We start from the raw sequence: 4,559 nt of genomic DNA, 5'->3' as shown, positions 1-4,559 counted from the left end.
AACGCCGCCGAAGCCGGGAACGGGGACGCCCCCGCCTCCGCCACCTCCGCCGCCAGGCGGGGGAAGGACGACGTCACCGAAGCCACCAACCAGTCCATCGACAGGGTCATCGAAGTAACCAGGGCTGCCTTTTTCGGAGTGCCCTGGGTCTTGGTTGAAAAACAAGAGGGACGCACCAACGGTGCGTCCCTCTCTTCTTATCGTGCGTCCGCGCGCACAGGCGGGTCACCCCGCCCGGCAGCGCAATCGCTCAGGTGCTACTTCTTCGCACTCACGATGCGCATGCCGTAGAAGCTGCGGTACACGAACGCGCAGGCCACGACGAAGAAGAAGATGGCGATGCCGTAGTTGACAGAGCCCTCTTTCTCCAGGCCCATGGCCATCTCTGCGGCCAGCAGGCCGAAGAGCGTGGTGAACTTGATGACTGGGTTGAGGGCCACCGAGGAGGTGTCCTTGTAGGGGTCACCCACGGTATCGCCCACCACGGTGGCGGCGTGGAGCTCGGTGCCCTTCTCCTTGAGGTCAACCTCGACGACCTTCTTCGCGTTGTCCCACGCACCGCCGGCGTTGGCCATGTAGATGGCCTCGTACAGGCCGAAGACGGCGATGGACACGAGATACGCGATGAAGAAGAAGCGGTTGAAGCACGCAAAGGCGAGCGTGAGCGAGAAGATGGCGCCGAAGATGTTGATCATGCCCATCTGCGCGTACTCGGTGCAGATTCCCACCACACGCTTGGAGTCTTCGATGGAAGCCTTTTCAACGTTGTCGAGGCGGATGTTGGCTTTGATGAACTCGACGGCTTTGTACGAGCCTGCCACGACGGCCTGCATCGAGGCGCCGCAGAACCAGAACACGGTGGCGCCGCCGCAGATGAGGCCGAGCAGCACCATCGGGTCGACGAGCGAAAGTCTTTCCGCCACCTTGTCGGCGCCGCCCATGTGCTCGCCGAGCTTGAGGATGATCGAGAAGATCATGGTGGTAGCGCCCACGACGGCCGTGCCGATGAGCACCGGCTTTGCAGTGGCCTTGAACGTGTTCCCGGCGCCGTCGTTGGCCTCGAGGTAGTGCTTCGCCTTGTCGAAGGCGGGCTTGAAGCCGTAGTCGCGCTCGATGACGTTCTCGACATCCGGCACGTTCTCGATGAGTGAGAGCTCATAGATCGACTGGGCATTGTCGGTCACGGGGCCGTACGAGTCGACCGCGATGGTGACGGGGCCCATGCCGAGCATACCGAAGGCCACGAGACCGTAGGCGAACACGGAGGGGTACATCATGATGGCGTCGAGACCGAGCGTGCTGGTGAAGTACGCCACGCCCATCAGGCCGGCGATGATGATGCCCATCCAGTAGGCGCTGAAGTTGCCCGCGACCATGCCGGCCAGAACGTTGAGCGAGGCGCCGCCTTCACGGGAAGACGACACGACTTCGGCCACGTGGCGAGAGGAGGCGGAGGTGAAGGCCTTGGTGAGCTCGGGGATGATGGCGGCGGCGATGGTGCCGCACGAGATGATCACCGAGAGCTTCCACCACAGGTCGCCGTAGGCGCTCAAGAGCCAGTTGCTCACGCCGAAGGTGACGACGATGGAGAGAATCGAGGTGAGCCACACCAGCACGGTGAGGGGGTGCTCGAAGTCCATCGTGTCGGCATTGGCGTACTTCGGCTTGGTGAGCACGAGCTCGTTGAAGAAGTACGAGACGATGGAGGTGAGAATCATCATGATGCGCATCACGAAGATCCACACCAGCAGGTCGGACTGGATGCTCGCCTGGGTCATGCCGCCCGGCAGCCCGGCGCCCATCGTCTTGCCCGCCGCAAGGGCGATGAACGAGATGAGGGCCACGCCCGTCACGCCGTAGGTCTCGAAGCCGTCAGCGGTGGGTCCCACCGAGTCGCCCGCGTTGTCGCCCGTGCAGTCGGCAATGACGCCCGGGTTGCGGGCGTCGTCTTCCTTGATGTTGAAGACGATCTTCATCAGGTCAGAGCCGATGTCGGCGATCTTGGTGAAGATACCACCGCAGATGCGCAGCGCGGAAGCGCCCAGCGACTCGCCGATGGCGAAGCCCACGAAGCAGGCGCCCGCAAGCTCCTTGGGGATGAACAGCAGGATGACGAGCATCATGATGAGCTCGAGGCTGATGAGCAGCACGCCGATGCTCATGCCGGCCTGCAGCGGCACCGCGTACACGTTGTACGGCTTGCCGCGCAGCGAGGCGAACGCGGTGCGCGAGTTGGCGTAGGTGTTCATGCGGCAGCCGAACCAGGCCACGGAGTACGAGCCGAGAATGCCCAGAACCGACATGCCGAGGATGAGCGCGACCGTGGCCACGCCCTCGCCTTTGAAGTAGATGGCCATGATGACCGCGATGCCGACCCACAGCATGCCCAGGAACTTGCCCTGGGTCAGCATGTAGGTCTTGCAGGTCTCATAGATGAGCTCGCTCATCTCGGCCATCGAGGGGTGGACGGGCATGTTCTTGACCTGCATGAACTGCATCAGTCCGAACGCGAACCCTGCGAGGCAGATGAGGAGGCCGAACATCAGCAGCGATTTGCCGCTGACGCCCCCGAACTGCGATGTGATGTCGGGGAGATTGAGCTCAGCTTCGCTGGCGAACGAGGGGAGGGCGTTCGCGACCATGAGCAGGGCGCTGAGGAGCCCGAGAATCAGAGGCTTCATGGCGCGCGGGAGGCGGGAAGCGCCTTCGGCTTGCGCGGGTGCCGTGACCGACATGAGAGGGGTTGCTCCTTTTTTCACAAGTTAAATGTGCAAAAGGACCTGCCGCGGGGCTCGCCCTGCGACAAGTCGCTCGAACACGGGGGCTTCTGAATCTGGGTTCCGCTCGGCGCCTGGGGGGGCGCCGGATGCGTTGAGCCCGCTTTTACAACCGCACGGGGGCGTACTGCCCGATTGTACGGCCCGACCCTGGAACAGTTCTGAAAAACCTTGGATCCAGAGCCTGAAAAGTCGAGTGAAATTCGCTGGTGTCAGCCGATCTCCTGCCGAACTGAGGGTGAATTCTCCGCCACGTCCACATCGACGTTGAGCCGGTCCCCCACCGCTGTGAGGCCGCGCTGCACCTGGGCGGCGGAGAGCGCGCTGGGCGCCTCCACCCAGAGGCGCATGGAGAACAGCTCGGTGCCGGTGTGGGGAGCGGGGCTGACCTGTGACGTGAGGCTGGCGATGGAGCACCCTTGCGAGGCGAGCCAGTTGACGATGGGATGCACGATGCCTTCGTGATCGGCGCCGCTCACGGTCACGCGCATCTCGCGCCGACCCTGAGTCTCGTTTGCCGCGCTTGTCTCCTTGCACTGCACGCTCATCTGCAGCACTTCTGCGCACGACCGCACGGCGGCCTCGAGGCCGTTGCGCCGACTTGCGTCGACGCGCACCAGCATCATCACGGCGAACTCGCTGCCCAGCGACGCCATGCGCGATTCTTCCAGATTGCCACCGCTCTGCGTCACGGCTTGCGAGATCTGATCGACGAGGCCGGCGCGGTCGGCCCCCAACAGCGAGAAGACGAGATGGATGTTCATGAGAGTCCTCGGTTCCCCCGGCGTGCCCCGACTCCTGCTCGTGGTGCCTCCCTGCAGCACGGGAGCGCGTGCGTGGGCGACCCGCGGGTGGGGTGCGGCGCTCGAAGGGAGCGCCCCTCTGTCGGGGCGAACTGTGGATGACGTGACGTCTGACGGAGGAAACGCAGGGAGCTCATGAATCTCCTCGACTTCTGGCCTGTGAACATGCCAGCGGGCCCTGTCTTTCTGGTCTGGTTTGTCGGGTTCTTCATTGCAGCCCTCATCGTGGGCTACGTCGCGCGCAACTTCATCGTCCAGGAGTCGGGAGGCGCCGCTTCGGCACGGCCTCACCTGCGTGAGGGCAACCTGCCGTCGGGTGACGACCTCGCGCTCGTTGCCGTGCTGCGCGACGGGCAGCGCGGACTTCGCGACTGGATCCTTGCAACCGCCCTGGCGGAAGGCTTCGTGACCACGGGGGCCGTCGACGGGCAGTTCCTGCTCGCATCGGGCGCTTCCCCGTCGCCCATCCTGCGTCGTCTGGCGGGGGAGCTGGCCAGGAGAGGGGGGACGTTCAGTGCGAGCGTGCTCACCGCGGAGGTCGACAGCCTCGCGGCCGACGAGGAGCCGCGGCTGCGGCAGATGCTGCGCGACGACGGCCTCGTCCCGTCGGCGGAGACGCGCCGTCGCAGAGCCGTCGCCTCGGCAGCGCCGGCCCTTGTCGTCATGGCCCTGGGGGGGCTGCGACTGGTTCGCGGCGTGGTGCTCGATCGACCCGTAGGCTTTCTCGTCGTGGAGATTTTGTTTGTCGGACTGGTCTTCCTCATCATTCAAAAGAGCGTCGTGAACGCGCCGACCCGGAGGGGGAGCAGGCTGCTCGAATGGCTCGTCGACGCCACCCGCTCCGTACGAGGCGAGCTGGGCCAGAGCCCTGTGGGATCGGCCAGCGATGTCTCTCTCACGACAGCGCTCTCGGGGCTTGCAGCCGTGACGGGGCTGGCGATGTTCGCGCCCTATCGCGCAATGCTGCCCACGCCATCGT

At 64.6% G+C, this 4,559-nt stretch carries 3 protein-coding genes; 1 reads left to right on the top strand and 2 read right to left on the bottom strand.

Features of this window, described 5'->3' with window-relative positions:
* Window positions 1–257: 257 nt before the first annotated feature.
* Entirely contained in the window at window positions 258–2,681 is a 2,424-nt protein-coding gene (locus EB084_20045) for a sodium-translocating pyrophosphatase (GenBank protein NDD30558.1), read from the bottom strand.
* Window positions 2,682–2,989: 308 nt separating this feature from the next.
* Entirely contained in the window at window positions 2,990–3,541 is a 552-nt protein-coding gene (locus EB084_20040; protein NDD30557.1) for a hypothetical protein, read from the bottom strand.
* Window positions 3,542–3,715: 174 nt separating this feature from the next.
* On the opposite strand from EB084_20040, the gene EB084_20035 reads away from it, so the two are divergent.
* On the top strand, window positions 3,716–4,559 hold an 844-nt coding region (locus EB084_20035), incomplete at its 3' end, for a TIGR04222 domain-containing membrane protein (protein ID NDD30556.1).

This window comes from Pseudomonadota bacterium, assembly GCA_010028905.1.
Classification (GTDB): domain Bacteria; phylum Vulcanimicrobiota; class Xenobia; order RGZZ01; family RGZZ01; genus RGZZ01.
Note: the sequence above shows the minus strand (reverse complement) of the source record. Positions and strands in the feature narration are given on the sequence as shown.